The following is a 25,756-nucleotide window of genomic DNA, read 5'->3' on the forward strand; positions in this document are numbered from 1 at the left end:
GATGGGCAAAAATAGGTATATTATTCGATTTTAGTAAGACGGATTTCCCCTGTAGTTGTGGTCAAGTCAAAATAATCTTTCCCTCTAGGTATATTATCCCTGAAAACAGGCCCAAAGCTATTATTTATACTGAATGTACCTTGAGTCGAATACACATTTATATCACCACTACGGGTGGTTACAAGAGCTGATCCATGTATCCTGTTCAAGTTACAACTGCCATCGTCAAGTATTGCTTTGAATTCAGAATAATTTCCTTCGGCAATTACTTGGGTAGAGGTTCCCAAAATATGCACCTTCATGTTTTCAGGTATTTGAATTTGGAGTGATATGGAAATAACTTTGTGAGCACTTAACTTATCATCGGGTACAATGAAATTTGGTTGAAAACCTGCGCTTATCCCAACTACAGGGCCTTTATGCCCGACCCTTACCAATAAATCATTTTTATATTCACCATCTATTCGGGCTTCGACCAAAATCTCCTTTGATTCCGAGGTTGAAAGCTCAACTTTAAAACAATTTTCGGTATTGATTTCCAGATATGTGGCTTCAGGGTCCTGGAGGGATTTCCGTATCACTTTTTGGGCGTTTAGCATTTGAAAACACACAAGCAATAGAACTACGAATATACTTCCGATTCTTTTCACCATTGATATAAAAAAACGCCCCGTAAGGGCGTTTTAAATTATTTCTGCATGTTTTTTGCCTCAATACTCAGCGTTGCATGGGGCACCAATTTCAATCGTTCCTTATTGATCAATTTTCCTGTTACCCTGCAGATTCCATATGTTTTGTTCTCAATACGTAACAAGGCATTCTTTAAGTCCCTTATGAATTTTTCCTGACGAATCGCCAATTGGGTATTCGCTTCTTTACTCATGGTTTGGGAACCTTCTTCGAAAGCCTTGAATGTAGGTGAAGTATCATCGGTACCGTTATTACCATTGTTCATATATGAACTCTTTAAAAGTTCCAAGTCACTTTTTGCTTTAACGATTTTTTCTTCAATCAAGGTTTTGAATTCCGCCAAATCCTTATCTGAATATCTTACTTTTAAATCTTCTGCCATAATTTAATGTTTTTCAATAAACAATCTTGTGTTCACTTGGTCAAAAGCAATAGCTGTGCCATTTTCCAAATTATCCTCAAATACAAGATTGGCTGTTAACGTTTCGGCCTTAATATAACCAAGGTTACTTTCGACCGCGTTTTCTACCAAACCGTCTTTAAGGATTTTAATATCAATTCTGTCGGTTACTTCGTAACCCGATTCTTTTCTAATATTTTGAATCCTATTTACCAATTCGCGAGCAATACCCTCTTTTTTAAGATCTTCGTTGATGGTAACGTCCAAGGCAACCGTTAATGGTCCTTGGCTAGCAACCAGCCAACCTTCTATGTCTTGAGAGGTTATCTCTACATCCTGTAACTGTAATTTAATACTTTTATTATTGATTCCTAATGATATTTCGCCCTCCTGCTCAATTTTTTGGATGTCTTCCTGTCCTAAAGCACTTACAGCTTGTGCGATCAACTTCATATCCTTGCCGAATTTTGGACCTAAAACCTTGAAATTAGGTTTTATCCGTTTCACGAGGATTCCTGATGCATCGTCCAATAATTCTATTTCCTTAACATTTACCTCTGACTTGATCAAATCGGCCACTGCTTCAATCTCATGTCGCTGATTTTCATCCAAAACCGGGATCATGATCTTTTGCAAAGGTTGTCTCACTTTTATTTTTTCTTTTTGGCGTATAGAAAGAACCAAAGAAGAAATTGTCTGTGCCTTGGCCATTTTACTTTGCAACTCCTCATCGATTACCGCAGGATCACATTCTGGGAAATGGGACAAATGCACACTCTCAAAAGAATCCTTAACAGTAGTATTGGTCAGATCCTTATACAAACGATCCATAAAGAAAGGAGCAATAGGCGCTGATAATTTGGCAACAGTCACCAAACACGTATACAATGTTTGATAGGCGGATATTTTATCTTTTTCATATTCACCTTTCCAAAAACGTCTTCTGCACAAACGTACATACCAGTTACTTAAGTTTTCTTGTACATAATCGGAAATCGCACGTGCAGCCCTGGTAGGTTCATAATCGGTATAGGCTTCGTCTACCTTTTTGATCAAGGTGTGTAATTCTGACAAAATCCATCGGTCAATCTCAGGTCGTTCATTTAACTGAATGTCTTCCTCGGTATATTTAAATTCATCAAGATTGGCATAAAGTGCGAAAAATGAATAGGTATTGTACAATGTTCCGAAGAACTTTCTTTTTACCTCAACAATTCCATCAATATCGAACTTTAGATTGTCCCAAGGATTTGCATTTGAAATCATATACCAACGTGTGGCATCGGGTCCGTGCTCATCCATTGTTTCAAATGGATCAACGGCATTGCCCAATCTTTTCGACATTTTCTTGCCCTCCTTGTCAAGTACAAGTCCGTTAGAAACAACATTCTTATACGCTACAGAATCGAAAACCATTGTCGCAATGGCATGTAAGGTATAGAACCATCCGCGGGTCTGATCTACCCCCTCTGCGATAAAATCGGCAGGGAACGTTTCGGCCTTGTCAATGAAATCTTGATTTTCAAAAGGATAGTGCCATTGGGCATATGGCATGGAACCACTATCGAACCAAACATCGATTAGGTCGCTTTCACGTTTCATCGGTTTCCCTGATTTGGAAACCAAGGTAATTTGATCAACAATATTTTTATGAAGGTCAACCTTCCCATAATTTTCCTCACTCATATCACCAACTACGAAATCGGCGAAAATATCTTTCTCGAGAACCCCTGCATCTACAGCCTTGGCCATTTCTACCTTAAGTTCTTCCACAGAACCTATCATCAATGCCTCTTTACCGTCCTCTGTACGCCAAATGGGCAATGGTATTCCCCAATATCGGGAACGGGAAAGGTTCCAATCATTGGCATTTGCCAACCAATTTCCGAATCTACCCTCACCTGTGGCTTTGGGTTTCCAGTTTATGGTCTGGTTCAATTCGAACATACGATCTTTGACGTCCGATATTTTAATGAACCAAGAATCCAACGGATAATATAAAAGCGGTTCATCGGTACGCCAGCTATGTGGATAACTGTGCACATATTTTTCGACCTTAAAGGCCTTGTTCTCTTCCTTTAATCGAATAGCGATCTCAACATCTACAGACCTTTCAGGAGCTTCGCCTTCGTCATAATATTCGTTCTTAACGTATTTGCCCCCAAGCTCTTTCATTTCCGGTCTGAACTTCCCTTGCAAATCTACAAGTGGAACCGGATTGTTGTTTTCATCCAATACCAGCATTGGCGGTACTTCTGGTTTGGCCTGTTTGGCCACCAAGGCATCATCTGCTCCAAAGGTGGGTGCGGTATGCACAATACCCGTACCATCTTCAGTTGTCACAAAATCCCCTGAAATAACCCTAAATGCATTTTCCGGATTTTGATAGGGAAGCGTATATGGCATTAACTGTTCATAACGAATACCCACTAAATCTTTACCTGTGGCCTCCGCTACTATTTTATAAGGGATTTTTTTATCCTTAGCGGAATAGTTTGTGAAGTCACTTTCCTCTTTGGATTCAAAGAACTTGCCACTAAATTGTTTACTAACCAGATTTTTAGCCAATAGTACCTGAATCGGTTCAAAAGTGTATTGGTTGAATGACTTAACGAGTACATAATCTATTTTAAGACCAACGGTTAAAGCTGTATTAGAAGGCAATGTCCATGGTGTGGTCGTCCATGCCATAAGATGTACATCCCCAACGATATTTTCAAATACGGATGGGAGTGTTTCCTTCTTTACTTTAAATTGTGCGGTAACCGTGGTATCCGTTACATCTTGATATGTCCCAGGCTGATTCACTTCGTGCGAACTTAAGCCTGTTCCCGCTTTTGGCGAATATGGTTGAACGGTATATCCTTTATAAATAAGCCCTTTATCATAAATCTGCTTTAGCAACCACCAAACAGATTCCATGTATTTTGACTTATAGGTGATGTAAGGGTCTTCCATATCTACCCAATAACCGACCCTTTCGGTCATTTCATTCCACACATCGGTATAGCGCATTACCGCTTTTTTACAAGCTTCGTTATACTCCTCTACAGAAATCTTAACCCCGATATCCTCTTTAGTGATTCCCAGTTCTTTCTCTACTCCCAATTCTACGGGAAGACCATGGGTATCCCAACCGGCTTTACGTTTTACCTGGAAACCCTTCATTGTTTTGTAACGGGGGAAAATATCCTTGATCGTTCTGGCAATTACATGGTGAATGCCGGGCATGCCATTTGCAGAAGGTGGACCTTCATAAAAAACATAGCTGGGATTCCCTTCCCTACTGGTTATACTCTTCTCGAAAATAGAGTGTTCTTTCCAGTGTTTGAGTTCTTCTTTTGCAACCCTTGGTAAATCCAATCCTTTGTATCCTGCAAACTTCATCGTATCTCTGATATTGCTTTTTTAATAAGGCTGCAAAATTATAAATTTTGATTGAATTAATTTCATATTATACCAAATGAAATACAGGGAGTTAGGGGCATATAAAAGAAATGTTAAATTAAAGCATCCAAAAGTGGATATTTAACGTATATCTAAAGAATCGAAATCAAATATTAAATCAAAAACAAAATGAAAAGATTAATTTTAAGTGCAATTTTGATGGTCGCAATGAGTGTATCATTCGTTTCATGTAGAGAAACTGCTGAAAAAGCAAAAGATGCAACCGAACAAGCTGGTGAAGCTATGGGTGATGCTGCAGAAGCTGCAGGTGAAGCCATTGATGAAGCTGCCGATGCTACCGGTGAAGCTATTGACAATGCTACCGAAGCTGCTGGTGAAGCTGCTGAAGGTGCAATGGAAAAAGCTGGTGAAGCCGTTGATAGTGCCAAAGAAGCTGGTGAAAACGCTGCCGAAGGAGTAAAAGATGCTGCTGGTGCCGCCGTTGACAAGGCTAAAGAAGTTGGTACTGATGTTAAAGATGCGGCTACTGATGCTGCTGACAAGGCCAAAGAAAAAGCCACTGAGGTTAAAGACGTTATCAAAAACTAAACGTTTTTCCTTTTAAAGTATTGAACCCTGGCGTTATCGTCAGGGTTTTTTATTTTAAAAACCATATTCAACCGCCAAAATAAGGTTCGTTCCCGGTGCTGCGATCCCAGAGGAATACGACCTATAAAGTTGATTCGTAATGTTCTCAATACTACAACTTAATTTAACCGCCCTGTTCAATTGATATTGGGTTCGTAAATTCAAAGTATACCAAGAAGGCGAATAAGGCAGACCATTTGAATCTTTCGCATATATATATGCTTTCGACTGTTCAGAAATTGCCAAATCACCATTTGATATTTCACCGTTATAATTGAAGAACAAATCTGTTTTCAAGTTCCTGTTCTTGAAAACCAAATGAATATCGCCAAAAGTCGGAGGCACATGCCTAGCCGGTGTATCGGACCCATCATCTTCTTCCTCTATACCCTCTGTCAATGTTAAATTGGAAACCAAGGAAATATTCTCGGTCAAAAAGGCCTCCAACCCAAGTTCAAATCCATAAACATATGCTTTGGCCGCATTTTGCATAGCTTGTACGTTGCTTAATTCCCCATTATATTCGATTTGGGATTCCCCATTGAAAAGATAATCCCTTCGAACCAATGCATCTACCAGGTACGTATAAAATGCCGCACCTTTGAAAACCAACTTGTCGTTATAATTTTTTCGAATCCCAAGCTCCATATTATATGCATATTCAGGTTCCAAATCGGGATTGGGAACAACAACAGAACCAGGTTCGGAATCAAACACCTTTCCCACATCATCTATATTCGGGGCCCGGAATCCCGTAGATCCATTTAAAGTAACTTGTAAATTGGCCCGTGGGAACCAACTAAAACCTAAACTTCCCGTGAGTGCACCCGTACTTAGGTTGGCATCATCAAAAGGAAACGGATAAAAGGTCTTGTCAAAATCCGCATTGATCCAAACATGGCTATACCGTAAACCAGAAAGCAAAGTAAAATTCGGCTTTGCCTTATACTCCCCATTTAAATAAGCTGCCGCTGTTTGCCATGTTGAACCATCGGGATACCGAGATGGGGAATCTGAACTGATATCAGTGGTGATATCTTTTTGACTACCATCGGAGTTCACTTGGTTATAAACATAGGACACCCCATAGTACAATCGCAAATCACCTATTTTCTTGTTCTCGAAATCGACATTCGCAGAAAGTGCATTGACCATTTCCTTGGTCGAATATAAAACCGGGTCTTGAAAACTCCGATCATTCCTGCTCTCCTCAAAATATTGATATGCCGTAGTTAGTTTAAGACCGTCATAAAACTTACCCTTGCCTTTTTTATTTAACTGTACATTACCCATGAACCATCTCTGGGGACCATAGTACCATTCTGAAGAACGTAAACCTGAACCTTCACTATCGGGCCGTATTAAGCGATCGTACCTTGAGTAATCAGATGTTTCTGAATAGAACAATCCCATATCCAAATCCCAATTATTATTGGGTTTATGGGATATCTTCTGCATAAAATTCCATTGGTCATAACCTGTGATCACTTGTTTTCTTGGGTCTTTGTTTGCAACCAAAACATCAACACCATTATTTGTAACCACATAATTGTTTCGTAAATATTCATCGGGACCATGAGATCCCATTTTCAGATCATCAAAATCGTTGTAGGACACACTGCTTAAAAACGCCCATTTTCCTTTTCCCAGATTAATATCGAAATGGCCTGTTTTTTCATTGTTGGCCGACGCATATCTTAAACTGGAATTCCCAGATATAGAAAGGCTGTCAGTTTCCGAAAATGTAGCCCTTTTGGTATAAAAGTTCATTACGCCACCCAGGGCATCACTACCATAAATTACCGACCCCGGTCCAAAAATGACCTCAGTTTTGTTAATCGTAAAAGGATCTATGGATATAACATTTTGAAGGTTGCCCCCCCTAAAAATGGCATTGTTCATTCGCACACCATCAACAGTCAACAATAACCTGTTTGTCGCAAAACCTCTGATCATTGGACTACCACCACCTAATTGGCTTTTTTGCACAAACACCTTACCGCTATTTTGGAGTAGATCAGCCGAAGTTTGTGGGTTCGTAAATGCTACGGTCCTAGCATTAACGGTGACTATTTTATGCGGTATGTCTTTTTTTTGCTGTTCCCATTTTGAGATTGACATTACAACCTCATCCAACTGTTCGTGTTTTAATACCATCAGGGCATTTGAACCATTCTTTAACAACTGTGCCTTTGTGGTCCTATATACCTCATAGCTCAAATGCTTAAAGGTTATTCTTTCATTGGCTTTGAAATGGGATATGTCACATAGGCCACCAAGATCAGACAGCGCTGTGGTGGACTTATCATGATTATAAACGGCAACATTCACAATAGGCTCTTTGGTGTAAAAATCCAGAACCTTAATTTCTTGGGACTTCCCAGTAGTGAAAATCAAAAAAATCATGATGATAACTACCCTTCCCATACTAACTGAAAACTTCATTTAAAATATCGAGTGACTTGGGTTTTCGAAACCCCTGTAAATGTAATTCAAAATAAAGGACTATCGTTTGCAGCAACTGCTGCCTAGCCGGCTTCTTCATCTTAATCGTATGAATCGTATCAAAATTTATGCCTAAGAACCTTTTGAAGTAATTTAAATTTTCACCTGAAATATTAGGATTTAAACTAATGGCATTAGTAAATTCACCTTCAAGCAGGTCAAAGTAATTACCGAACATATTGTTCGTATCAGGATAGAAGCCGAGGTATTTGGTTAGGTCAATCAAGAAATATATGTGAAAATTGGTTATTCGGCCATTGGCATCTAACCATTGCAATGCACTTTCAACATAAAGAAAAAGTCCTTCATTCGATTCCTCTTCTTGGATACTGTTCGCCAACATCTCGGCCAAAAATAGGGTTATGGCATTTTTAGAAATATCAGAATGTAAAGTTTGGTATGGATAGGAGACCCTCACCTCTCTAATGGTTTCCAAACTCCCTTTGTTCTTATGGTTGGCCACCAGCTCCAATTGGGTCAGCGGTTGAAAATAACCGATCTTTACCTTTCCTTTTCTTGAAGCCATTACCCCTTTTAAGAGGTAAGATTTTAACCCATCTGACAACGTAAAGGCCTTAACGATCAAACTTGTGTCACCATACTTTAGGGCCGATAACACAATTGCTTTGGTAGTGACTTGCATAATAGGTTTGTTGAAGGGTATCAAATATAAAACTATCTGCAAGAATCGGGTATAAAAAAAGGCCTTCCGTTATCCGGAAGGCCTAATTGCTGTTTTCATAGATCAATTAAATAACCCCTTGGGCCAGCATTGCGTCGGCTACTTTTACAAAGCCCGCGATATTCGCCCCTTTTACATAATTACAATATCCATCTTCTTCTTTACCGAATTCGATACAAGAATCATGAATATCTTCCATAATTCCTTTTAAACGTTCATCAACTTCTTCCCTTGTCCAACTGATACGCAATGAATTCTGGGACATTTCCAAACCGGAAGTGGCAACACCTCCTGCATTTGAAGCCTTACCCGGTGCAAAAAGCAACTTGGCATCATGGAATGCATGAATGGCTTCCGCTGTAGAAGGCATATTTGCACCTTCCGCAACACAGATACAACCATTCTTCATAAGTTCTTTCGCGTGATCAAGGTTCAATTCGTTCTGGGTAGCACATGGTAATGCGATCTCACATTTAACACCCCATGGCTTTTCTCCCTTATGGAAGGTGGCTGAAGAATATTTATCTGCATATTCAGAAATACGACCACGTTTGTTGTTCTTTAGATCCATAATAAAGGCCAACTTTTCTTCATTGATACCATCCTTATCATAAATGAATCCACTGGAGTCTGACATGGTTACAACCTTGCCCCCAAGCTGTATTACCTTTTCCGCAGCAAATTGGGCTACATTTCCTGAACCGGAAATAACCACGGTTTTACCTTTAACATCGTCGTTCTTGGTCTTCAACATACTTTGGGCAAAGTAAACCGTACCATAACCCGTTGCTTCGGGTCTAATTTTTGAACCTCCCCAAGAAAGGCCTTTTCCTGTTAGAACACCTGTAAACTCATTTCTTATTTTTTTATACTTACCGAAAAGGAATCCTATTTCCCGAGCTCCTACCCCGATATCACCGGCAGGTACATCAGTATTTGGACCTATATGACGGCATAATTCGGACATAAAAGCGTGACAAAAACGCATTACCTCATCATCTGATTTTCCTTTTGGATCAAAATCGGAACCACCTTTACCCCCGCCCATTGGCAAGGTTGTTAAACTGTTTTTGAATACCTGTTCAAAGGCCAAAAACTTTAGAATACTCGCATTTACTGAAGGATGAAAGCGCAACCCACCTTTATAAGGTCCGATTGCGGAGTTCATCTGAATACGGTATCCGCGGTTCACATGTATTTCACCTTTATCGTCTACCCAAGCAACCCTGAAAGAAATCAATCGTTCCGGTTCTACCATTCTGAGAAGAATATTCTTGCCGTTGTAAATCTCATTGCTGGCAATGTAGGGAATTACTGTTTCCGCTACTTCTTGAACTGCTTGTATAAACTCGGGCTCATGACCGTTTCGGGTCTTAACCTCATCCATGAATGCTTTGATTTTTGCCTCCATATATTATTTAATGCTTTTAGTTTTTGATGAATTTAAAATATAACGTCAAAATTATAATATTCCTATAATTTATGACTTGTTTTTTTAAAAATACTGTAATTATATTTCGAATTACCGCAGTCTAATTATGCAATACGTAATCAATCGTGTAGTAAAACTTCCGAAATTTGTCTCAAAACATGCCGATACATTACATCAATGCTTGGTCTAAATCGGCTATTAGGTCCTCTTTATCTTCTATACCCACACTTAATCTGATCAATGAATCGAGCACCCCACTTTTTTCACGCTCCTCCTTGGGGATACCGGCATGGGACATACTGGCCGGATGACCAACAAGGCTCTCTACCCCTCCCAATGATTCGGCCAAGGTAAAAAGCTCTAATTTTTCCACAATGCCAATCGCTTCTTTAAGCCCACCATTTTTTGGAATAAAAGAGATCATGCCGCCGAAACCTTTCATTTGTTCCTTGGCGATAGCATGGTTAGGATGGTTTTCGAATCCCGGCCAATAAACATGTTCAATTTTAGGATGATTAGCCAAATAATTCGCTACGGCCTCTCCGTTTTCACAATGTCTCTGCATTCTTACATGTAGAGTCTTTATGCCCCTCAATACCAAAAAGCTATCCATTGGCCCGCAAACCGCCCCACTTGCATTTTGTATAAAATGCAGTTGATCTGCCAATGCTTTGTCCTTTACCACCAATCCGCCAACGATTACATCACTATGACCTCCTAAATACTTGGTCGCTGAATGCATTACGATATCCGCACCTAAATCCAACGGTTGTTGTAGAAAAGGGGTCGCAAAGGTATTATCGACAGCCAAAAGTACTTTGTGTTTTTTGGCAATACTTGCGACACCTTTTATATCAACAATATTCATCATGGGATTGGTCGGAGTCTCTACCCAAATCAATTTCGTGTTTTTATTGATATGGCCCTCTAAATTTTTTGGGTCCTGCATATCTACAAAATGAAAAACAATACCATACTTCTCGAAAACACGTTTAAACAGGCGATAACTACCTCCATAGATATCACTTGTACATACTACCTCATCCCCAGGGGCGAATAGTTTAATGACCGCGTCTATAGCTGCCAACCCGCTGCCAAAAGCCAGGCCGTACGTACCATTTTCAATACTTGCCAAAGCATTCTCCAAAGCAGTACGCGTTGGATTTGCACTTCGGGAATACTCAAAACCTTTATGCCCTCCCGGAGTTGTCTGCGCAAAAGTAGAAGTTTGGTATATCGGAGTCATTACAGCACCATAAGCCTTATCTGGATGTTGCCCACCATGAATGGTTTTACTATTGAATTTTAAGCCTTTCTTGCCCATACCTCATATTTTAGGGGATAAAAGTATACTTATCTTTCAAAGATTGCAATGAAGCGTTAATTTTGTGATAGACAAACACTGAAAATAAATGAAAACCCAAATCTCCTTTTTTCTTTTTATCTTGATTTTATTGGGATGTAAAGACGATGGCAAACTTGTCTTTGAACCTCAAATTATTTCTGAGGAAGCATGTGAAGAATGTCCAAAAATAAACATTGAAATCCCTAAACCTTTAGAGGAATCCAAATTGTCCGAAACGATCAATACGGCACTGAATGAGGAGCTGATTTCCCTATTGGTATATGATGATGAAATTGAAGCGACTACCGTTTCCGAAGCCATACGTTCATTTAAGAACGGTTACAATGAACTTCAGAAACTATACCCTGACGAAACAACCCGTTGGGAAGCCAAAATTACAGGAACCGTTTCCTATGAAGACAAGAACATGCTTACCATAGCTCTTAATTCATATCTTTTTACAGGAGGGGCACATGGGTATACAACCCGAAGGTTCTTGAATTTCGATAAAAGGAAAGGGGAAGAAATCGAAAGTTGGGAATTGTTCAAGGATAAAGAACATTTTGAACACTTTGCCGAGACAAAATTCAGGATACAGGAAGACATACCCCAAGAAGGCCCGATCAACAGTACCGGTTTTATGTTCGAGGAAGATAGGTTTTACCTACCTGAAAACATAGGGTTCACCCAAGAAGGTTTGGTACTGCTTTTCAACCAATACGAAGTGGCGTCCTATGCCGATGGTGCCATAACCTTGGTCTTACCTTTTAATGAAGTGAAAAATTATTTGGCCACGAAAATCGAATCGTAAATCTAGGCTTCGGCCAACAACACTTTTTTAAGCGATAGGACAACCCCTAAGTGCAACCCTTCATGAAACAGATTGAAGGCAATGGCATCTTCAACATTGTTCAGGGTTACTTTAGCACTTGTTTCGTAAACCACGAAATCTTTGAAGACCCCATTCCCGTAATCTTCTTGCGCCCATTCGATCGTTGAGAACAAAAATCCTTTGATCATATCAATTTCGTCATCGGTTGCTGTCCCATCCGGTACGGATCCCTTTTTGAATTTATCGACTAATTCCAACGGGATCTTCATATCAACCCCACTTAATTTATAAACCAACAGTTGTTGGGTCACCACTACATGGGCAATGTTCCACCAGATATTGTTACGATAACCATTAGGGATTTTCAACAATAATTCTTTCGGGGTTTTTGTAAGTACCGAATAAAGTGCTTTCCGGTTTTGTAGGGTAATATTAAATAATCTTTCCAATGGATATAATTTAAGTGATGTGCATAAAAATAGAAAAATTCGATGGAATTCGGTTTCTTTGTAAACCAATTTATCAAGGAACACAACATCAACTTCATGAAAAAAGTATACTACCTAAGCACTTGTGATACCTGTAAAAGAATATTGAAAGAATTGGATCCTTTAGATGGATTTCAATTGCAAGACATCAAAACAGAACCTATAACAATTCCCCAATTGGAGGAAATGAAATCATTGTCAGGTAGTTATGAATCCCTTTTCAGTAAACGTGCCCGACTTTATAAAGAGAGGGGATTGGCCCAAAAAGACTTGACCGAAGACGATTATAAAAATTTGATTCTGGAACATTATACTTTTTTAAAACGTCCGGTAATTCTTTTCAATAATAACATCTTTGTTGGCAACAGCAAAAAAGTGGTTGAAGCAGCTAAGCAAAGCATTCACCCTTGAATAAACGAACCTTAGCTATACTTGCTGCAATCGGTGCTACCGCAATTTATGGGGTTAACCATACCATTGCCAAAGGTGTAATGCCCAATTATGTGGGTGCTTATGCATTTGTTGTGCTTAGGGTAATAGGTGCCGCAACCTTATTTTGGATTATTTCGTTATTTGGGCCCAAAGAAAAAATCGCAAAAAAAGATTACCTAAGAATGGTCGTTTGCGCCATCTTTGGAATGGGTCTTAATATGCTTGTTTTCTTTAAAGGGCTGTCACTGTCAACACCAATAAATAGTGCGGTACTAATTACCACAACACCAATTATCGTATTGATCTTATCTGCCCTCTGGATCAAGGAAAAAATTTCAGGAAAAAAAGTATTCGGGATATTTGTAGGGCTCCTAGGTGCAATGGGACTTATATTGTTCGGTTCGGAACTTCGGCACGATGCCCCGAACATTCCCTTGGGGAATTTTTTGATTCTAATGAATTCCTTTTTCTATGGCACCTATCTGATATTGGCCAAAATATTGATCTCCAAATACCACCCGTTCACCTTTATGAAATGGCTGTTCTCATTGGGAATCCTTATTTGTCTGCCTTTCGGCTACACCGAATTAACAGAGATAGAATGGTCCCTTTTACCGTTCGATATTGTTTGGCGAATTGCTTTTGTAATTATCGGGACCACATTTTGCACGTACCTCTTCAACATATTCGCACTCACACAATTAAAAGCATCAACGCTAAGTGCCTTTGTTTATGTGCAACCGTTAATCGGTATTCTCTTTGCCATTGCCGTAGGTAAGGATGCCCTTACCGCTGTAAAAATCCTATCAGCCGCATTGGTTTTTTTCGGGGTATACCTGTCTAGTAGAAAGACTAAGTCAAATCTTTAGGCCTTTTGGCAAATTTACGGGTATCTTCCTTGGTCAATGTGCGATAACCTTCCGGCTTTTCCAATTCTTGAAAACGACCTAAAAGTTCCTCGGTAAGCGCACAAATTTGTCTTGTCTCCAAACTTATCCAAGCCCCCATCATCTCACAATGGGCCACATTACGGCCTTTACTATCGTAAAAATTATGATGAAACTCAAAGAACGAACCATCTTCACTCATTCCCATAACCTCTAAAGAGACCTTTACGGGTTTCCCGGGGAACACCTCTTTAAAATAGTACATGTGCTCATAAAAAACCACAGGACCAAGTTTATTTTTGGCCATAACCTCATGACCAAAACCAAGTTCTAACAAACAAGCCATGCGAGTATGGCTCATAAAATTGATATAAGCCGAATTGGCCAAATGTCGGTTAGCATCCACATCACTCCACCGAACTTCAAACTCCTTTACAAACATTTATTTAAAATTATTTTTATTATGCACGCATAAGAAAAGCAAAAATACCATAGTTTTGGAAAACCTCGAATGTTATTTCGAAAAAATTATCCCTACTTTTAAAACAATAAATCATAAAATATGAGCACCAAAGCACCTTTTATCAAAGACCTTTCACTTCCTGTCATTGCAGCACCAATGTTCCTTATATCCGGACCAAAATTGGTTATTGAATGTTGTAAAAACGGAATCGTAGGTACCTTCCCGGCCTTGAACCAACGAACGAGTGATGGTTTTGAGGAATGGCTTGTCGAAATCAAGACCGCATTGGATACTTTTGAAAAAGAGACGGGGAAAAAAGCAGCCCCGTTCGGGGTCAACTTAATTGTGCATCCAACAAATCCACGTTTGGAAGCCGATATTAAGCTTTGTATAAAACATAAGGTGCCATTGATCATTACATCCCTCGGGGCCGTTTCACAGGTGGTCGATGCCATACATAGTTATGGTGGACTCGTTTTTCACGATGTTATCAAAAAAAGACATGCCCAAAAAGCTGCAGAAGCGGGGGTAGACGGACTCATTTTGGTTTCGGCGGGTGCGGGTGGCCATGCGGGCACCATTAACCCAATGACCTTGGTGGCGGAAATCAAAAAATTCTTTTACAAGACCATTATACTTTCAGGTTGTATAAGTTCCGGTAGGGATATCGCCTCCGCATTACAAATGGGAGCCGATCTTGCTTATATGGGAACACGTTTCATAAATGCAGAAGAGAGTAAGGCTACTGACGATTATAAAGAAATGATCATAGCCTCCGGTGCCAGTGATGTGGTTTATACCGCAGCTATTTCAGGTGTTCATGCCAACTTTTTGGGAGCAAGCCTTAAAGCCGCGGGAATTACCGAAGAAGACTTGAAAAAGGATAGAAAAATAGATTTTGGAAAAGAGATGGATACCGAGGCAAAAGCATGGAAAACCATTTGGTCTGCCGGGCAAGGGGTCGCGACCATTGAGAATGTACTTCCTGTTTCTACATTGGTAAACAACCTGAAGACAGAATTCAAAACTTCAATAGAAGAGCAAATAAAGGTACTGGAAGTTTTCCCTAAATAACCCTAAAATCGGAATGCCAACAATTACATCGGAATACAATCCGCCATTCTTATTTAAAAATGCCCATTTTTCGACCATTTATTCCGGGGTGGTAAGAAAAGTATCGGGAGTAGATCAAGAACGGGAACGTATTACCCTTTCCGATGGGGATTTCTTGGATCTGGATTGGAGTTATGCCCAAACACCAAGTAGAAAAGTACTTATTCTATTGCATGGTCTGGAAGGAAGCGCGCAAAGGCCCTATATTACGGGAAGCGCAAAAGTGGCCAATGCCAATGGATATGATGCATGCGCGATCAATTTCAGGGGATGCAGTGGGGTCGCAAATACCCTTTATCGTTCATACCATTCGGGCGCAACGGAAGATCTTGATGCTGTTATTGAACATATTTTATCCTTGAATACATATGACTCACTCTACCTCAAGGGTTTCAGTTTGGGCGGAAACCTTTCATTGAAGTATGTTGGTGAGAATAGGGAACTCCCAAAGGAGGTGAAAGCCGTCGTCGCCGTATCGGTTCCTTGTGATCTTTATAGCTCTTTAAAACAATTGTTATTACCTAAAAATTTTCTTTATGCCAAACGTTTTAAAGAACATTTGGTTGCCAAAATGCGCATTAAGCAGCAGTTATTCCCTTCTAAAATATCAGATAGCGATATTGCCAATATCATAACCTTGAAAGATTTTGATGATATATACACCAGTAAGGCTCATGGCTTTAAAGATGCTATGGACTATTATAAAAAATGTAGTTGCTTGCAGTTCTTGCCACACATAACCCTTCCTTCACTCATCATAAACGCACGGAACGATTCATTTTTGGGCCCTGAATGTTATCCGTACAAAGAAGCAGAAGAAAACAGTTCCGTTCTTTTGGAAATTCCATCCTCTGGCGGACATGTAGGGTTTTATGGAAATAAGAATATTACCTATACCGAAAAAAGGGCATTAAAGTTCTTTGAAGAGGTATAGGCAAAGGTTCTAATTATTATCTTAGTAGGTTAAAACTAACAGATGCTGAAGTACCAGCGGCATAAAATCCAAAACATGAAAAAAACACTTGCTGTCTTAGCCATTGTAAGCCTTATCATAAGTTGTGGCGAAAAAAAAGAAGAAAAGAAGGGTGGTTTTGAAATGAACCGCACAAAAAAAGAAGTTAAAGCAGAAAAAACCGTTGAAGAAGTTCCTGTTGACCTAAATAACAAAGGGGTAGGACCAATTACCTCGGTGGATTTCGGAGCTAAAATCGATAAAGAGATGGCTGCCAAAGGAGAAAAAACCTATTCGACCATTTGCGTTGCCTGCCATATGGCGGAACAACGAATGATAGGCCCTGCCCTAAAAGGAGTTTATGATAGAAGAAGTCCGGAATGGGTAATGAACATGATATTGAACCCTGATGGCATGCTTAAGGAGGACCCTATTGCCAAAGCACTATTGAAAGAATACAATAATGCAGTAATGTTAAACCAGAACCTAAGTAAGGAAGACGCAAGAGCCATTGCCGAGTACTTGCGAACACTTTAATTCAATAAAAGATAGAATGCTGTTATCCATTTATAGATGGATAACAGCATTTTTTTGATTACAACAATAAAATATATTATAATTCATCAACGGCAACCTTATATGTTGGATCTTCCAGTACGTTCACATCAATGATATCCTCGGCATTTTTCAAAAGCAATATACAGTCCTTACTTAAATGCTTTAAATGCACCTTTTTGCCTGCCTTTGCATAACGTTCCGTTAGTTTGTTCAAGGCCTCTATTCCCGACATATCGGCAACTCGACTTTCTTGGAAATCGATAATTACTTCTTCGGGATCACCCTGAACATCGAACTTTTCATTGAACAAGGTGGTAGATCCGAAAAATAAAGGTCCGTAAATTTCATAATGCTTTATCCCGTTATCATCTACATATTTTCTAGCACGAATACGCTTTGCATTTTCCCAAGAATAGGCCAAGGCCGAAATAATGACCCCAAACAAAACCGCAATAGCCAGATTATGGGTAATTGCAGTAATCAATGTAACCAAGACCATTACGATAACATCAGAATTCGGCATTTTTCGGAAAGTCTTAAAACTGGCCCATTCAAAAGTCCCGATAGCCACCATGAACATTAGTCCGACTAAAGCGGCCATAGGCAAACGTTCTATAAGGCTGGATCCGAACATGATAAAAACCAATAGCATTACGGCTGCGGTAATCCCGGACAAACGGGCACGAGCACCCGAAGACGTGTTTATCAAACTCTGCCCGATCATGGCACACCCACCCATTCCCGATAAAAATCCGGAAAGTATATTGGCAGTTCCTTGGGCTACACATTCTTTGTTGCCCCTACCACGGGTTTCGGTTATTTCATCAATAATGTTCAGGGTAAGTAAGCTTTCTGTTAAACCGACAACGGCAACTATCAATGCAAATGGAAATATGATTTTGAGGGATTGCAACGTAACCGGTATTTCAGGAATAGACAATGGTGGAAAACCACCTTGAATCGACTGTCCTTCTTTCATGGTATCCGCAACGGTAAGGGTATCTACCCCAAAACCTATAACAATGGCAGAAACGACGACTATAGCCAATAAAGAAGACGGAATAGCTTTGGTAAGTTTTGGAAATCCCCATATGATCAACATGGTCAACAAGGTTAGCCCCAACATAGTGTACATAGGAGCACCTGTCAATAGTTCATCGGTCCCTTTTTGGTAAAAATTCGGAAACTGGGCCATAAATATGATAATTGCCAGTCCGTTTACGAAACCGAACATAACAGGATGGGGCACCAATCGAATAAATTTACCCAAACGTAAAAATCCGGCCACTACCTGTAAAACTCCAGCTAAAATGACAGTTGCGAAGACATAATGCAGAATGGTCTCTGGTTCTATGCCTGGAAAAGTATTCTTAAGCTCCAAGATCAAGCCAACAAAAACAACGGCCACAGCCCCGGTTGCACCTGATATCATTCCCGGCCTACCTCCAAAAATAGAAGTGACCAGAGCCAAAACGAATGCTGCATATAAACCTGTTAAAGGCGAAAACCCAGGAATCAAAGCAAAGGCAATGGCTTCTGGCACCAAAGCCAAGGCTACGGTAAGACCGGATAACACCTCTGTCTTGTAATCTACTTTTTGTTTAAAATCGAAAATATTCAAATACTTCTTCATACCCAGCAATTTAAGGGCGCAAAAATAGTATTTATTGTTGGTTTGTCCTTATATCCTCAGATTATTAAAGATTTGACAACTTACCATGGGGTTAATCCCAACAATTTCTCCCCCAGAGGTGATAATTTGGCAGTTTCGTATTTATTTTGCTCCCAATTTCGAGGGTCACCAGGAAAAGCATAGCCTTCAGGAGCAATTCTATTCTTCCAAGAATTGATCCGCCATTTCCTTAATCCCTCATCATTTTCCTCTGCAGGCATCATTGAAATATACTGGGCCACACGAACCTTGTTTTTTGATTTGTTCGGACGAATACCATGGGGTTGGGTACTGTTGAATATCAATAAATCGCCTGCTTTCAATTTTACTTTTACGATTTTATCCTCAAGTCCTTCGATATTGGGTTGGAAATGATCACGGTCTTCGGGTTGAGTTGATTTCCAAGAATCATAATTCCTGTAAAGCCATGGAATACATTGAAAACCACCCATTTCCTCATCGGTTTGGTCGGCAAGAGCCAAAACGCCTTGGACATTTTGTGGCCGGGTCTCTGGATCATAATCCCAATGAATAAAACCTTGCTGTTCATGTCCCGGTCTATTGGGGAAATTTAAATTTGCCCGATCAATGGTAACCCAAAGTTTCTCGGTGCCCCAAATATCAACAAACGCATCATAAACCCTAGGCATTTGCCTATTATCCCATAAATATTGATGGTTGTAAACTTCTACCATTCCAGTACCGGTCAATTCTTTCATCTTCATTTCAGCTCGTGGCGGGGCATACCAAGTCTCCCTATCATCTGGATCCTTTTCCTCGAATTCCCATAGAAAATTCGCTGTTGTAAGCACTTGCTCTTGAGGCACGGCATTCTTGATTATGATATAGCCATTATGCTTCCAAAAATCCCAATCGGTTTCACTTAGCACCTTCAATGGTTTTCCATTGGAACGGTCGTTCAATTTTGAACTACTGGTAGTTGCCGTTGATGGATTTCCTGGAATATCCTTATGGCCCATTTTGGCCATTCCCATATCTATCTTATTCTTTCCCATTGGTTCTAACTTAATTTATTTACTAATAATGCATCTGATGTACTTTTAATAACACCTTATTTCTATAGATGAATTGATCATTGGCATTGTTTTCCATAGTTTAAAACTATAAATACCATATGTGCCATTCTACCTTGATATTGATATATATTTGAACTATATTGACATTATAAATATTTTTTTATCCTTTTTGCGATAATTTTGTTTCATTAACGTATGAAAATTCAATTAGAAACCTTTGATCAGCAATCCAAAAGTCCCTTTCTTCTTCTGCACGATCCCAAACTAAGCGACTTGTTCTATTGGCATTTTCATCCAGAATTCGAGTTGGTCTATATTGAAGGGGCAAGTGCAACCAGACATGTAGGAGACCATATTTCCAGTTATAAGGAAAGTGATTTGGTTCTCATCGGTTCCAATATTCCCCATTTAAATTTTGACCATGGTGTAACCACTACCTACCAAAAGGAGGTCTTACATATTAAACCTTATTTCAAGACAGATTTTATCCAAAAAACCCCTGAACTACAATCTTTGGAACACCTCTTGGAATTATCCAAGTATGGCATTGCTTTTTTCGGAAACACCAAAAAGGAAGTAGGCGAACTTTTAAAAACACTTTACACCTTAACCCCTTTTGATTTTTTCATGCGGGTCATCAACATTCTAAAACTACTTTCCCAAAGCAAAGAATTTGAGCTATTACATAAAAAACCTTTTGTAAATAAATACAATAAAAAAGAACAGGACCGTATTCGTACGATCTACGCATTGATAGATGAGCGCTATCAGGAAAAAATATCAGTTGATGAAGTTGCCCAATTATGCAACCTGACCAAGCCCGCATTTTGTCGATATTTTAAAAAGGCTACGGGAAGTACCTTCATTGGTTTTTTGAACCAATATCGCATCAGTCAGGCAAAGCGATTACTTTTATCCGGCAAGAATATCACTGAAGCCTGCTATGCCTGCGGATTTGAAAGTATGTCCTATTTCAACCGAACGTTTAGGAAGATTACCGATGAGAATCCGTCAGATTTCAAAAAAAGATATTTGAAAAATTAAGATATGTTGAAACCCTTCTCACTAACTTTTCGAATAATAAGTAGGGTCAGTTCATTTAATGGCCACAACATGGTTTTAGGTTTCCTTTTGCCGAATACAGTGGTTTTTTTATCATTTATTTAAATAAATCAATTCCTAGCCCTCAACTAAATTTATTTACATTTGACCTCTATTAAAGCTTTCCAATGGATAAAAATTTAAGATTTGCAGTTTTAGGAGGAGGAAGCTGGGCAACGGCCATTGTTAAAATGCTTACCGAAAACCTACAGAAAATCACTTGGTATATGCGAAATGAAGATGCCATAGACCACATACGAACACAAAAACACAACCCCAATTATCTGAGTTCAGTTGAATTCAATTTAGATCAATTGGTATTAACGGCTGATATTGACTCTGCCGTTAAAAACAACGACATATTAATCTTTGCCATCCCTTCTGCATTTCTTGCTTCGGAACTAAAAAAGCTGACTACCTCACTTGAGGATAAAATCATTTTTTCCGCAATCAAAGGAATTGTTCCCGAAACGGGTTTGATCGTAGGAGAACATTTTCATAATGTTTACAAAATACCTTTTGAGAATATCGGGGTATTGACCGGTCCCTGCCACGCAGAAGAAGTGGCCTTGGAACGACTTTCATATCTTACCATTGCCAGTGGTGATAAAGCAAAAGCCGAGTTGGTCGCAAACTCCTTAAAAAGTGACTATATAAAAACCAAGATCTCTGATGATATCATCGGCACCGAATATGCGGCGATGTTAAAGAATATTTATGCCATTGCAGCAGGTATATTCCATGGATTGGGTTACGGTGACAACTTTCAAAGTGTACTCATGAGTAATAGCATTCGTGAAATGAAGCGTTATATAAAACGTGTACACAAAATGAAACGCAACATTAACAACTCCGCTTATTTGGGTGATCTTTTGGTTACAGGTTATTCTACATTCAGCCGTAACCGCATGTTCGGAAACATGATCGGAAAAGGCTATACCGTTAAAAGTGCCATGATGGAAATGAGTATGGTTGCCGAAGGGTACTATGCCACGAAAAGTGCCTATGAGCTAAAATCGGGTTTTAAAAGTAAGGTACAAACACCGATAATCAATGCGGTTTACGATGTACTTTATTTGAATAAAAATGCAAGGAAAACTTTCGCGGAATTAACCAATAAAATTGACTGATCAAATCGTTGCTTTCCTGAAACCTAGGTTCACATTATCTTGATTATCCTTTGATTACACCGCAGATTTACTCGATTTGAATGTTTACCATAGTCTCATTACCTAATTCATCAACAGCTGTTATCCTATGTTTTCCCTTTGGGGGTAAAATTCCCATTTCATGAAAGTTCGTTGTCTGTCCCAAATACTTTTCATCCAAATACCAAAAAACCCGGGACCTTGGCTTCGTATGGGCAATTTTCAGCACCAACTCGTTCAAGTGCCCTTCAAAGTTCTTGGTTAAGCCGATTCTACTATTGTTTTTAGGATAAATGAATTCCATTGAAGGCTCTAGTGCATTTTTACAATCTTCCCTAAAAGGAGGTAATGGGCGGTAGGTAGGATGGCTTTTTTTATAATAAAACTCCATCAAAGGAGGAAGTACGAACCAAGATTCATTATGCGCTTCGGCTACATTTACACAAGAAGAATTCAACCGAAATTGCTTGTTTTGATTTAAAAGAATATTCCTGTGGTAATGACATGCCTTTACATAATTGTTCTTTCTAGGAATGGTAATTGTCTTCGTAGGACAAATATTAGTTGCCAAAAAACCACTGTTTCGGCATACTTCTACCTCAACAAACTCATCTAAAGGCTTTTGGAACCAAGCAGATTTCGGAAGTACGTCGAATACATCAAAAAGTATAGGTGCCGCGCTTGACACACCTGTTACATTGGGCCTACCTTCCCCATCGGCATTACCCACCCAAACGCCTACCACATAATCCTTTGTAATGCCCACGGCCCAAGCATCTTTATTTCCAAAACTTGTTCCTGTTTTCCATGCAATTTCCTTACTACTATCGTAAAACTCCCACGACTCTTGGCCTTCAGGACGGTTCACCTCTTTCATAGCCTCAAACGTGAGGTATATGCTACCTGCATCAAAAATGGTCTTTTCTAAAGATTTATTACCAAAATCTATTTGTTTTTCTTCCAAAATAATCGGTTCGGAAAATTCCTTATCATAATACTCACTCGAAGTCTCATTAAAGTGATTTATGGTCGAGGCCATTGAAGCATACGTTTTACAAAGATCCCAAAGACTGCTCTCTGCCCCTCCCAATATTAAAGTAAGACCATAATAATCGGCAGGCTTATCAATGCCCTTAAGGTTAAAAAAGTTCAATTGGTCCCGGAATTTCTGGAGTCCATATTTTTGTAATAAACGAACTGCGGGGATATTCAATGAACGTGCCAACGCTTTTTTGGCCTCAACCGCACCGCTATAATCCTCATTATAATTCTCCGGTGTGTAACCCGAAATTTGAGTGGGCACATCGGGGACCAACATTCCAGGCAAAAGTTCACCGGCATCCAACATGGCGGTATATAACAATGGTTTTATAGTACTCCCAGTACTTCTGTTGGCCTGGACCATATCTACATCTTTTTGGTGATGGTTATCTGTTGGTGTGTTGCCAACATAGGCCAAAACCTTTCTCGAATGCACATCCATTACCAATATGGCCGCATTATGAACTTGATTTTGTTTTAGGTTTTGATAGTGCTTTTTTAAAATGGAATTTGCATTTACCTGTAGATTCGCATCTATGGTCGATGCTATACGTTCCCCTTTATGGTTCTTTGCTAAGTATTGCAACAGATGTGGTGCTATTTTCGGTAAATGATAAGGCTTTTGAGGTAATTTCTCCAATAGGGCAAGTTGGTATGTGGTACTATCCAAGATGCCTTTTTGAAACAGTTTTTGTAGTAATCGATTTCTTTTCTTAAGTAATCGTTCTTGGTTTTTCCCAGGGTAGATTAAACTCGGGGCATTGGGTAAAACTGCCAAAGTTGCAGATTCGGCCCATGATAATTGATGAGCTTGTAAACCAAAGAAACGCCAAGCGGCAACATCCAAACCCACCACATTACCACCAAAAGGGGCATAACTTGCATAGAGTTTCAATATTTCCTCTTTGGAATACCTAAATTCCAGTCGGGTAGCAAGAATCAATTCAATTGTTTTTTCCCAATAAGTACGTTTTTTACCATTTCTGGATAAGCGAATGACCTGTTGTGTCAATGTACTTCCGCCCCGAACCGTTTTTCCTGCTTTTAAATTAGATCCGATCGCCTTGAACATGGATATGGGATTAAAACCCGGGTGCTTATAAAAATAGGCGTCCTCAAACTGAGTAATACAAATTTTGAACTTTAGGGGAACACTGTCTACCTCAGGGAATCTCCATTGCCCATCTTCGGCAATCAATGCTCCCAAAAGCTTTCCCTCATTACTTTCCACAACAGTGGCCGTAGGAGGTTCAAACAGTTTTTTGGGCAAACAGAAGTAATATGCCACAAGAAGAACCAATAGAAGTATGGATTTCTTGGGATGTTCGGTAATAATCTTCGTAGATATATTCCTTGCCTTGGATAAAAATTTAAATATTGAATCCATATTCCCGCTCTACAAAGCAAATTCTAACCTTATACCAGGCATACCAATCGGATTTCCCTTTTTGCTGGGCGAATAAATGTTCGGTATTTGTTTTCCACTTTAATATATCCTCTAAGCTCTCCCAATAGCTCACGGAAATACCTATTTCATCACGGGCACTTTCAAAACCTAAAAAACCCGTTTGCTTCCTTGCAAGGTCTTCCATTTTTTGGGCCATTTCTGCATACCCATTTTCGCCTTCCGTTCTTTTATTCGTAAAAATCACAGCATAATAAGGTGGTTGCATAATATGTTTGCTTACTGTTTACGGATTATTCCTTTTAGGCAATACCGGCCAAAGCCATTAAATGATATACTCCTTCTCTAAAAAATAGGTAACTATCGCTTCTTTCATAAGAACGGATTGTTCTCCTGCCTTTAATGCAGGTAATTCCTCTTTAATGGCATAATGGGGCCATCCATCTTCATCAAAATATTCGAACTCGTAATACCCATAAGGTTCCAATAATCGACAGATGGCAATGTGCATCAGATTCAATTTTTCGTCTTTCTTGAACGTATTATGGATCTGTCCCAATTCTTGAACCCCGACCAAATAAATAATGGCATCCAACTCCATAGTGTCCCCATCGGCAAATTGTACCGATAGTTTCTGTACCAACTGCTCCCAGCGTTCTTTTAATTGTAGGTCTCTTGACATAGATCTGTTTTCAGCCTCAAAGGTACAAATCAATGTTTTATATTTGTTTATGAAACGTGTTTTGGTATTTAAAAGAACTATTAAAGCACAGTGTTGTATTAAATCCTAGGCCAAGCCAAGGATCTACCTTTAAAAACAATCATGATGGGAGTATTGGATATCGTTTTAGGTTTACTGCTGGTTTACGGACTTTACAAAGGTTTTAGAAACGGGTTATTCATTGAAATCGCTTCGATCATTGCTTTGATCGCAGGACTCTACGGGGCCATTCATTTTTCTTATATCGCAGGTGATTACCTTGCCCAGAACATGGAATGGAACGAGCGATATATGAACATAACAGCTTTTATCATCACTTTTATCATTATTGTTATAGCAGTTCATCTCGCAGGAAAGTTCTTGACAAAAATCGCCGATTTTGCCATGTTAGGCCTTTTGAACAAACTGGCAGGAGCTATTTTTGGGGCGTTAAAGGTTGCCGTTATCGTTGGCGCCCTTTTGGTATTTTTTGAACGTGCAAACTCTTCGGTTAATATGGTGAAAAGCGAAACATTGGCCGAATCTGTCCTTTATGAGCCTGTTAAGGAAATCGGCGCATTGGTGTTTTCCAAGGTTCTTGAAGGAAAAGAAGAAAATGGCACTGAGGAGGAATAGAACCTAAAAAAACCTTCAATTTATTTCTTTGTTCCTTAATTTTGAAATGACTAGCCTAAACTTACCTTTCGGCAAGAACCATTGCTTTTACAAAGCAAAACCTTATAAATGCCCATGATAAGTTTTCAAAAAATATAGTGTTTCATTAACTGAATTATCAATGCATTTAAAGTAAATTGGCCACATGACCATACATTGTAAG

At 39.3% G+C, this 25,756-nt stretch carries 24 protein-coding genes; 10 read left to right on the forward strand and 14 right to left on the reverse strand.

All coding sequences use genetic code 11. The features are described from left to right. Positions 1-20: 20 nt before the first annotated feature. The 3 genes from GJ691_RS02255 to ileS all read right to left on the reverse strand — a co-directional run bounded on the left by GJ691_RS02255 (position 21) and on the right by ileS (position 4,477). Entirely contained in the window at positions 21-581 is a 561-nt protein-coding gene (locus GJ691_RS02255) for a hypothetical protein (protein ID WP_343033447.1), read from the reverse strand. Positions 582-688: 107 nt separating this feature from the next. Continuing rightward, positions 689-1,072 carry a TraR/DksA family transcriptional regulator gene (locus GJ691_RS02260; RefSeq protein ID WP_154363320.1) on the reverse strand — a complete coding sequence of 128 codons (384 nt, stop codon included), beginning with the start codon at positions 1,070-1,072 and terminating at the stop codon, positions 689-691. 3 nt (positions 1,073-1,075) lie between these two features. Continuing rightward, complete coding sequence (ileS, locus tag GJ691_RS02265; RefSeq protein ID WP_154363322.1) at positions 1,076-4,477, reverse strand: isoleucine--tRNA ligase; 3,402 nt, start codon at positions 4,475-4,477, stop codon at positions 1,076-1,078. Positions 4,478-4,666: 189 nt separating this feature from the next. On the opposite strand from ileS, the gene GJ691_RS02270 reads away from it, so the two are divergent. Beyond that, the gene (locus tag GJ691_RS02270; RefSeq protein WP_154363324.1) at positions 4,667-5,086 is read left to right on the forward strand and encodes a hypothetical protein; all 420 of its coding nucleotides are present in this window, start codon (positions 4,667-4,669) and stop codon (positions 5,084-5,086) included. A gap of 54 nt (positions 5,087-5,140) precedes the next feature. Here the strand turns inward: GJ691_RS02270 and GJ691_RS02275 are convergent, their stop codons facing one another. The 4 genes from GJ691_RS02275 to GJ691_RS02290 form a co-directional block, all read right to left on the reverse strand. Further along, positions 5,141-7,570, reverse strand: coding sequence for a TonB-dependent receptor (locus GJ691_RS02275; RefSeq protein WP_154363326.1), 2,430 nt, complete (start codon positions 7,568-7,570; stop codon positions 5,141-5,143). Beyond that, positions 7,554-8,273, reverse strand: coding sequence for a DNA repair protein RecO (gene recO / locus GJ691_RS02280; protein WP_154363328.1), 720 nt, complete (start codon positions 8,271-8,273; stop codon positions 7,554-7,556). Before recO ends, GJ691_RS02275 begins: the two co-directional genes overlap by 17 nt. A gap of 106 nt (positions 8,274-8,379) precedes the next feature. After that, a complete protein-coding gene (gdhA, locus tag GJ691_RS02285) occupies positions 8,380-9,723 on the reverse strand; it encodes an NADP-specific glutamate dehydrogenase (RefSeq protein ID WP_154363330.1) in 1,344 nt (447 codons plus the stop codon). A 190-nt stretch (positions 9,724-9,913) separates the two neighbouring features. Then, positions 9,914-11,068 (reverse strand): cystathionine gamma-synthase, encoded by a 1,155-nt coding sequence (locus tag GJ691_RS02290; RefSeq protein WP_154363332.1) that lies wholly within the window; start codon positions 11,066-11,068, stop codon positions 9,914-9,916. Positions 11,069-11,156: 88 nt separating this feature from the next. Here GJ691_RS02290 and GJ691_RS02295 point away from each other — a divergent pair, with 88 nt between their 5' ends. After that, positions 11,157-11,900 (forward strand): DUF3298 and DUF4163 domain-containing protein, encoded by a 744-nt coding sequence (locus GJ691_RS02295; protein ID WP_154363334.1) that lies wholly within the window; start codon positions 11,157-11,159, stop codon positions 11,898-11,900. A gap of 2 nt (positions 11,901-11,902) precedes the next feature. On the opposite strand, the gene GJ691_RS02300 is transcribed toward GJ691_RS02295, so the two are convergent. Next, positions 11,903-12,370, reverse strand: coding sequence for a DinB family protein (locus GJ691_RS02300; protein ID WP_154363336.1), 468 nt, complete (start codon positions 12,368-12,370; stop codon positions 11,903-11,905). A 96-nt stretch (positions 12,371-12,466) separates the two neighbouring features. On the opposite strand from GJ691_RS02300, the gene GJ691_RS02305 reads away from it, so the two are divergent. Further along, the gene (locus GJ691_RS02305; RefSeq protein ID WP_154363338.1) at positions 12,467-12,820 is read left to right on the forward strand and encodes an arsenate reductase family protein; all 354 of its coding nucleotides are present in this window, start codon (positions 12,467-12,469) and stop codon (positions 12,818-12,820) included. Beyond that, entirely contained in the window at positions 12,817-13,710 is an 894-nt protein-coding gene (locus GJ691_RS02310) for a DMT family transporter (protein ID WP_154363340.1), read from the forward strand. Before GJ691_RS02305 ends, GJ691_RS02310 begins: the two co-directional genes overlap by 4 nt. Here the strand turns inward: GJ691_RS02310 and GJ691_RS02315 are convergent. Continuing rightward, positions 13,694-14,170: an acyl-CoA thioesterase gene (locus tag GJ691_RS02315; protein WP_154363342.1), complete on the reverse strand. Its 477-nt coding sequence runs from the start codon at positions 14,168-14,170 to the stop codon at positions 13,694-13,696. The genes GJ691_RS02310 and GJ691_RS02315 overlap by 17 nt on opposite strands. A gap of 120 nt (positions 14,171-14,290) precedes the next feature. Between GJ691_RS02315 and GJ691_RS02320 the strand changes: the two genes are divergently transcribed. The 3 genes from GJ691_RS02320 (at position 14,291) to GJ691_RS02330 (ending at position 16,793) form a co-directional block, all read left to right on the forward strand. Continuing rightward, positions 14,291-15,265 carry an NAD(P)H-dependent flavin oxidoreductase gene (locus tag GJ691_RS02320; protein ID WP_154363344.1) on the forward strand — a complete coding sequence of 325 codons (975 nt, stop codon included), beginning with the start codon at positions 14,291-14,293 and terminating at the stop codon, positions 15,263-15,265. Positions 15,266-15,278: 13 nt separating this feature from the next. Further along, positions 15,279-16,238, forward strand: a complete 960-nt coding sequence (locus GJ691_RS02325; RefSeq protein ID WP_154363346.1) for a YheT family hydrolase — start codon at positions 15,279-15,281, stop codon at positions 16,236-16,238. A 75-nt stretch (positions 16,239-16,313) separates the two neighbouring features. After that, complete coding sequence (locus GJ691_RS02330; protein ID WP_154363348.1) at positions 16,314-16,793, forward strand: c-type cytochrome; 480 nt, start codon at positions 16,314-16,316, stop codon at positions 16,791-16,793. 76 nt (positions 16,794-16,869) lie between these two features. Here GJ691_RS02330 and GJ691_RS02335 read toward each other — a convergent pair whose 3' ends face one another. After that, on the reverse strand, positions 16,870-18,447 hold the full coding sequence (locus GJ691_RS02335; RefSeq protein ID WP_154363350.1) for a SulP family inorganic anion transporter: 1,578 nt from the start codon (positions 18,445-18,447) through the stop codon (positions 16,870-16,872). Between the two features lie 80 nt (positions 18,448-18,527). Next, entirely contained in the window at positions 18,528-19,502 is a 975-nt protein-coding gene (locus tag GJ691_RS02340; protein ID WP_246200084.1) for a phytanoyl-CoA dioxygenase family protein, read from the reverse strand. Between the two features lie 216 nt (positions 19,503-19,718). Between GJ691_RS02340 and GJ691_RS02345 the strand changes: the two genes are divergently transcribed. Next, positions 19,719-20,567: a helix-turn-helix domain-containing protein gene (locus tag GJ691_RS02345; RefSeq protein WP_154363352.1), complete on the forward strand. Its 849-nt coding sequence runs from the start codon at positions 19,719-19,721 to the stop codon at positions 20,565-20,567. A gap of 185 nt (positions 20,568-20,752) precedes the next feature. Beyond that, positions 20,753-21,754 (forward strand): NAD(P)H-dependent glycerol-3-phosphate dehydrogenase, encoded by a 1,002-nt coding sequence (locus tag GJ691_RS02350; RefSeq protein ID WP_154363354.1) that lies wholly within the window; start codon positions 20,753-20,755, stop codon positions 21,752-21,754. Between the two features lie 67 nt (positions 21,755-21,821). Here the strand turns inward: GJ691_RS02350 and pbpC are convergent, their stop codons facing one another. The 3 genes from pbpC to GJ691_RS02365 are packed head-to-tail and all read right to left on the reverse strand — an operon-like array spanning position 21,822 to position 24,900. Next, positions 21,822-24,200 carry a penicillin-binding protein 1C gene (pbpC, locus tag GJ691_RS02355; protein WP_154363356.1) on the reverse strand — a complete coding sequence of 793 codons (2,379 nt, stop codon included), beginning with the start codon at positions 24,198-24,200 and terminating at the stop codon, positions 21,822-21,824. Further along, entirely contained in the window at positions 24,184-24,486 is a 303-nt protein-coding gene (locus GJ691_RS02360) for an antibiotic biosynthesis monooxygenase family protein (RefSeq protein WP_154363358.1), read from the reverse strand. The genes pbpC and GJ691_RS02360 overlap by 17 nt, the downstream gene beginning before the upstream one ends. A gap of 57 nt (positions 24,487-24,543) precedes the next feature. Next, positions 24,544-24,900 carry a hypothetical protein gene (locus GJ691_RS02365; RefSeq protein WP_154363360.1) on the reverse strand — a complete coding sequence of 119 codons (357 nt, stop codon included), beginning with the start codon at positions 24,898-24,900 and terminating at the stop codon, positions 24,544-24,546. A gap of 144 nt (positions 24,901-25,044) precedes the next feature. Here GJ691_RS02365 and GJ691_RS02370 point away from each other — a divergent pair, with 144 nt between their 5' ends. Beyond that, positions 25,045-25,554 (forward strand): CvpA family protein, encoded by a 510-nt coding sequence (locus GJ691_RS02370; protein WP_154363708.1) that lies wholly within the window; start codon positions 25,045-25,047, stop codon positions 25,552-25,554. Positions 25,555-25,756: the final 202 nt, after the last annotated feature.

The sequence above is a fragment of the Maribacter luteus genome (assembly GCF_009674825.1).
In the GTDB taxonomy this organism is placed as follows: domain Bacteria; phylum Bacteroidota; class Bacteroidia; order Flavobacteriales; family Flavobacteriaceae; genus Maribacter_A; species Maribacter_A luteus.

Excerpts from the sequence above, each read along its gene's own strand:
- GJ691_RS02325 (WP_154363346.1), top strand. The coding sequence starts at position 15,279 with ATGCCAACAATTACATCGGAATACAATCCGCCATTCTTATTTAAAAAT.
- GJ691_RS02270 (WP_154363324.1), top strand. The coding sequence starts at position 4,667 with ATGAAAAGATTAATTTTAAGTGCAATTTTGATGGTCGCAATGAGTGTA.
- GJ691_RS02350 (WP_154363354.1), top strand. The coding sequence starts at position 20,753 with ATGGATAAAAATTTAAGATTTGCAGTTTTAGGAGGAGGAAGCTGGGCA.
- GJ691_RS02305 (WP_154363338.1), top strand. The coding sequence starts at position 12,467 with ATGAAAAAAGTATACTACCTAAGCACTTGTGATACCTGTAAAAGAATA.
- GJ691_RS02370 (WP_154363708.1), top strand. The coding sequence starts at position 25,045 with ATGGGAGTATTGGATATCGTTTTAGGTTTACTGCTGGTTTACGGACTT.
- GJ691_RS02360 (WP_154363358.1), bottom strand. The coding sequence starts at position 24,486 with ATGCAACCACCTTATTATGCTGTGATTTTTACGAATAAAAGAACGGAA.
- gdhA (WP_154363330.1), bottom strand. The coding sequence starts at position 9,723 with ATGGAGGCAAAAATCAAAGCATTCATGGATGAGGTTAAGACCCGAAAC.
- GJ691_RS02315 (WP_154363342.1), bottom strand. The coding sequence starts at position 14,170 with ATGTTTGTAAAGGAGTTTGAAGTTCGGTGGAGTGATGTGGATGCTAAC.
- GJ691_RS02320 (WP_154363344.1), top strand. The coding sequence starts at position 14,291 with ATGAGCACCAAAGCACCTTTTATCAAAGACCTTTCACTTCCTGTCATT.
- recO (WP_154363328.1), bottom strand. The coding sequence starts at position 8,273 with ATGCAAGTCACTACCAAAGCAATTGTGTTATCGGCCCTAAAGTATGGT.
- GJ691_RS02335 (WP_154363350.1), bottom strand. The coding sequence starts at position 18,447 with ATGAAGAAGTATTTGAATATTTTCGATTTTAAACAAAAAGTAGATTAC.
- GJ691_RS02345 (WP_154363352.1), top strand. The coding sequence starts at position 19,719 with ATGAAAATTCAATTAGAAACCTTTGATCAGCAATCCAAAAGTCCCTTT.
- ileS (WP_154363322.1), bottom strand. The coding sequence starts at position 4,477 with ATGAAGTTTGCAGGATACAAAGGATTGGATTTACCAAGGGTTGCAAAA.
- GJ691_RS02275 (WP_154363326.1), bottom strand. The coding sequence starts at position 7,570 with ATGAAGTTTTCAGTTAGTATGGGAAGGGTAGTTATCATCATGATTTTT.
- GJ691_RS02260 (WP_154363320.1), bottom strand. The coding sequence starts at position 1,072 with ATGGCAGAAGATTTAAAAGTAAGATATTCAGATAAGGATTTGGCGGAA.
- GJ691_RS02340 (WP_246200084.1), bottom strand. The coding sequence starts at position 19,502 with ATGGGAAAGAATAAGATAGATATGGGAATGGCCAAAATGGGCCATAAG.
- pbpC (WP_154363356.1), bottom strand. The coding sequence starts at position 24,200 with ATGGATTCAATATTTAAATTTTTATCCAAGGCAAGGAATATATCTACG.
- GJ691_RS02365 (WP_154363360.1), bottom strand. The coding sequence starts at position 24,900 with ATGTCAAGAGACCTACAATTAAAAGAACGCTGGGAGCAGTTGGTACAG.
- GJ691_RS02330 (WP_154363348.1), top strand. The coding sequence starts at position 16,314 with ATGAAAAAAACACTTGCTGTCTTAGCCATTGTAAGCCTTATCATAAGT.
- GJ691_RS02295 (WP_154363334.1), top strand. The coding sequence starts at position 11,157 with ATGAAAACCCAAATCTCCTTTTTTCTTTTTATCTTGATTTTATTGGGA.
- GJ691_RS02290 (WP_154363332.1), bottom strand. The coding sequence starts at position 11,068 with ATGGGCAAGAAAGGCTTAAAATTCAATAGTAAAACCATTCATGGTGGG.